Annotated in this window: 5 protein-coding genes and 1 pseudogene; all 6 read left to right on the top strand. The window is 67.2% G+C overall.

Translation table 11 applies throughout. From position 1 onward, the window contains the following. A partial coding sequence (locus H483_RS37970) for a hypothetical protein (protein ID WP_042330444.1) occupies nucleotides 1–483 on the top strand: 483 nt, incomplete at its 5' end. 42 nt (nucleotides 484–525) lie between these two features. Further along, the gene (locus tag H483_RS37965; protein ID WP_017838657.1) at nucleotides 526–825 is read left to right on the top strand and encodes a hypothetical protein; all 300 of its coding nucleotides are present in this window, start codon (nucleotides 526–528) and stop codon (nucleotides 823–825) included. A gap of 4 nt (nucleotides 826–829) precedes the next feature. Further along, entirely contained in the window at nucleotides 830–1,126 is a 297-nt protein-coding gene (locus tag H483_RS37960; RefSeq protein ID WP_017838656.1) for a hypothetical protein, read from the top strand. 14 nt (nucleotides 1,127–1,140) lie between these two features. After that, nucleotides 1,141–1,761, top strand: a complete 621-nt coding sequence (locus tag H483_RS37955; RefSeq protein WP_017838655.1) for a hypothetical protein — start codon at nucleotides 1,141–1,143, stop codon at nucleotides 1,759–1,761. Beyond that, nucleotides 1,758–2,555, top strand: coding sequence for a hypothetical protein (locus H483_RS37950; RefSeq protein WP_017838654.1), 798 nt, complete (start codon nucleotides 1,758–1,760; stop codon nucleotides 2,553–2,555). Before H483_RS37955 ends, H483_RS37950 begins: the two co-directional genes overlap by 4 nt. Nucleotides 2,556–2,746: 191 nt before the next feature. After that, nucleotides 2,747–3,758 (top strand): annotated as a pseudogene (locus H483_RS37945) (hypothetical protein); the annotation flags it as partial.

Raw genomic sequence — 3,758 nt, 5'->3', positions numbered from 1 at the left:
GGGGCCGGGGTGTCCACCTTGGAGTCGATGTGGGCACCTGCCGCGGACAGTCGGCGTGGGTGGCCCGCCGCTGATGCCGCGCCTTTCGTGGTCGTCGTCGCTCGGATGCACGCCGCGGGCCTGGACGCCGCGCACCGGTTGTGTCTCCAACACCAGGCCGGGGCGGTCGGCGGATGCTCACTACTGGGCCTGGTGACCGTCGCGGCGACCCCCGACAAACCGGCACTGTCGCTGTCGCGCCGCCGCGAGCTCGTCGCCGCTGCGGCGGGCGCGAGCTGGCACATCGACTGGATTCCCGAACTGCTGACCACCACACCGCCCGAGCTGGCGACGTGGACGCCCAACTACACCGCCCCGGTGGTGAAGCGGTTTGCCCGCCCACCAGCACCCACCGACGCGGTCCCGACGTCCGTCGCTGCCGCCGCAGCGGAGGTCTTCACCGCCGCCGCCGAGCGGTGGCGCGGCCGCACCACAAAGTCCTGACCCCAAGCTCATCCGTGGGCACCAGACCACAAGGAGAACTCCATGTTTGTCGAGACGATTCACGCCGCCGCCCCGGTGGCCGAGCACATCATCGCCGTCGGGGAGAACCTGTCCCCACAGGAGATCCCCGGAGCGGGCGTGAAGGTCGACACCGCGCTGTCGTACTTCATGTGGGGCTGCATCGCGATCGGGATCATGGGCGTAATGGCCGCCGGCGCCTACTTCATCATGGCCCGCTCGTCGGGCCGTGGCGACGAGGTCCAGGCCACGGTCGCCCGCATCATCGGTGGCTGCCTGCTCATCATGCTGGCCGGCCCCATCGTCAACGCGCTGGTCTCCTAGAGCCGTGCTCGCCGACGTGGTGACCGTCCTGGCACAGGATCCGGGCGCGGTGCTGCCCCCGACCAGTCCTGTTGGGCCACCGGCCGAGGCGATGACCCGCTTCACCCAGGCAGTCGGCTGGGTGAAGTGGGGCGCCACCGCCGTCCTGGTCGCCGGGGTGATGGCGATCGGCGCGCTGCTGACGATCGACAACCGCCTGATCGACCAGTACGGGCCCTCGATCCAGGCGATCACCATCAAGGTCATCGTCGGGTGTTTGATCGTGGCCTCCGCCGGCCACATCGCCGACGTTTTCATCTAGAAGGAGAGATAGCTGTGCGACGGGTTCTCATCACTGCGGCGATAGCGCTGCTGCTACCCATCTCAGCCTGCTCAACAGATGAGCAGACCGAGGCCCCGGCCGTCGACGTCGCCGCTGCGCCTGCCGACCTCACCTGGCGCAATGTCGCAGGGCTCAAGGTTCCCACCTCCCGTGCCGACGGCCCGGCAAGGACGTCCCCGCCCCAGGGCTACAGCCACACGCCGCAGGGTGCGGCTTTGGCGGCGGCGAACGGTCAGGCGGCTTTGGCCACGGCCCCGGATACCACCTGGCCCGAGGTGGTGCGAACGGTGACCGCTCCCGGCCCGGGACGCGATCAGTGGGCGCAAGCCCGGGTGCTGATGAGCGTGTCCGGAGCTGTCGACCCGGCGGTGGCGACGACGTTCTCCGGCTTCAAGGTCAGCGACTACTCACCCGAGCGGGCGATCGTGCTGCTGGCTACCTCTACTCCACCGTCCGCCGACGAGCCAGAGCCCCTCCTGGCTGCTTACCCGGTGCAGCTCGCCTGGACCGGGGCGGACTGGAAGGTCGTTCTGCCCACGCAGGCCGACAACATCGACGCCGCTGAGATCGAGTCTCTCGACGGCTTCACGACCTGGGACGAGGACGCGCAATGACGAAGAAGAGGTGGGTAACTCTCGCCGCGATCGTGGCAAGTGTCCTGCTGACCCTGGTGATCGTTGTCGCCATGGTGAACCGGACAACCGACGAACAGTCACAGGCCGCCGACCCGGCTGCGGCAGATGCACAGCCAGTTGATCCAGGTCCGCCGCAGAGACCACCGACACCTGGGGCGATCGAGACCGATCTGTCCGGGCGCCAGGTGGTCCTCCCGGGCAACCCCGCGGGGGACATCCTCTCGGAGTCCTCGGATGACGGTGGGACCTGCGACGACATAGTCAGTCCCCAGGGAGTTCAGATCCAGCAGGTCAATGCCTATCCGTTGTTGTTCTCCACCGACTCTGGCCCCACCCGGATCGAAGGGGCTGTTCCCACTGGTTACGCCGACGGCCCCCGGGGCGCGCTACTGGCTGGCACCAACTACCTGTGGCTGATGCAGTCGGGGGGTACAGCGGGCAAGGAGACAGTGCGCAAGCATGTCGTCGCCGAGGACCAGTTCCGGGAGATCGTGGAGGCCGAGGTCCAAGACGGGGCCAACACCAGCCAGAACTCTCTCGGTGCTCCCGTGGCGTTCAAGGTGCGCAGCTGTAGCGCTGATGCAGTGGTCATCGACTACGCCTACGACTTGTTTGGGGACGCCACCGGGCCGTTTCCCGAACCCAAGTGGCTGGTCCAGTCAGTGCTCGTGGTGCGCGACCAGGACCAGTGGAAGCTGTCGATGCGACAGGGCTCCTACACCAATCGCGGGGTGACCGAGAACAAGAGCGGATTCATCTCATGGCAGCTGTGACCGTGAGCCGCCGAATCGCCACTACGGCCGTCGCCATTCTTGCTGCTCTGGTGCTTCTTCTCCTAGGGGCGGGGACAGCGGCAGCGCAAGATCTAGGGCCGAGCAACGGCACCGAGTACTCAGAGAGTTACGAGGAGTGCATCGCCGCGGCTCGCGACGGTGACGTGCGTGGCCACGCCCTGGATCGAGGCATGGACACCGCACTGCGGGCCATCGGCGCGGACGGGGTAGCCGAAGCGGCGAACTCGATCAACTGCGCTGGTAACGCATTCATCGAGGACCCCGGTGGAGCAGTGTCGACGGCCGCGGGCAACGCGGCGTCAGCGTTCTGGGGTGATCCGATTGGCGATTTCGTGAAGTCGCTGTTGGAGGGAAACGCGCAGTCGTTGGCGCTGATCATGACGATGTGGATCAAGGAGTCGCCGTTCTCGGGCGCTGATTTCGCCTCTTCTGTCGAGGGGATTTTCAATCTGACGCTGTGGGCGCAGGCGCTGCTGTTTGTGGTGTCGCTGATCGTGGCGGGTGCTCGGATGGCGGTCGCTCGTAATCGCGGCTTGGGCGATGGGTTCGAGGACGTCGGTCAGGTGGTGTTCAACTTCGTTCTGGCCGGCGCCGCCCTGCCGGTGGTGATCTTGTCCCTGCATTTGGCCACGGATGCGGTGTCGGCGCAGTGGCTCACCGATGGATTGGGCGGGGATCCCGCGGCGGCGATCAATGCGGTGGCTCTGATCGACGAGGAGACCGGCCTTGGTCCGGCGGCGGTGCTGATTCTCGTGGTGTTCGCCCTGTTGGGAGCGCTGGCGCAGATGGTCGCTCTAGTGGTCCGAGAGGGTCTGCTGGTGGTGGTGGTAGGTCTGCTGCCGCTCGCGGCGGCATCGTTTGCGATGAACACGGGCAAGCAGGCATTCAAGTCGATGATCGGTTTCGTGGTGGCGGCGCTGCTGTTCAAGCCGGTAGCAACCCTGCTGTACCTGGCGGCGTTCTGGATGTCCTCGGGGACACAGGCGCCGTCGGTGATGGAGGCGGTGTCGTCGATGCTGCTGCTGGCTGCTGCAGGCCTGGTTCTCTCGGCACTGATGCGGGTGGTCGCGCCGGCGGTGTCCGCCTCAGTGGCTGGCGGCAGTGCGGCCGGCATCGGTGCGGTCGCCGCTGGCGCGACCGGCGCTGTCGCAGGAGCCGCGGGGGCGGCGCTGGGCAGTGCTT

Origin of the sequence: Dietzia sp. UCD-THP, assembly GCF_000349585.1 — a bacterium.
Lineage (GTDB): Bacteria > Actinomycetota > Actinomycetes > Mycobacteriales > Mycobacteriaceae > Dietzia > Dietzia natronolimnaea_A.
The sequence above is the reverse complement of the archived record's forward strand: the minus strand, read 5'-3'. Positions and strand labels throughout refer to the sequence as shown.

Excerpts from the sequence above, each read along its gene's own strand:
- H483_RS37965 (WP_017838657.1), top strand. The coding sequence starts at position 526 with ATGTTTGTCGAGACGATTCACGCCGCCGCCCCGGTGGCCGAGCACATC.
- H483_RS37950 (WP_017838654.1), top strand. The coding sequence starts at position 1,758 with ATGACGAAGAAGAGGTGGGTAACTCTCGCCGCGATCGTGGCAAGTGTC.